Consider the following 274-nt stretch of genomic DNA (forward strand, 5'->3'; position numbering starts at 1 on the left):
GCTGCGCCGTGCTGACGCCATCTTCATTGAAGAACTGCGTAAAGCGGACCTGTACGACAAAGTCAGCCAGGCGTTCACTGTGTTCCTGCCGGTACGTTCCGTTGGCGTAATGGGCGATGGTCGTAAGTATGACTGGGTTGTCTCTCTGCGTGCTGTCGAAACCATCGACTTTATGACCGCACACTGGGCGCATCTGCCGTACGATTTCCTCGGTCGCGTTTCCAACCGCATTATCAATGAAGTGAACGGTATTTCCCGCGTGGTGTATGACATC

The 274-nt window shown here is 54.0% G+C and carries 1 protein-coding gene; it reads left to right on the top strand.

Features of this window, described 5'->3' with window-relative positions; genetic code table 11:
• The coding region (locus FN960_RS21540; protein ID WP_498034106.1) for a GMP synthase (glutamine-hydrolyzing) at nucleotides 1–274 on the top strand (274 nt) is incomplete at both ends.

This window comes from Alkalicoccobacillus porphyridii (genome assembly GCF_007293315.1).
GTDB classification, from domain to species: Bacteria; Bacillota; Bacilli; order Bacillales; family Bacillaceae_D; genus Alkalicoccobacillus; species Alkalicoccobacillus porphyridii.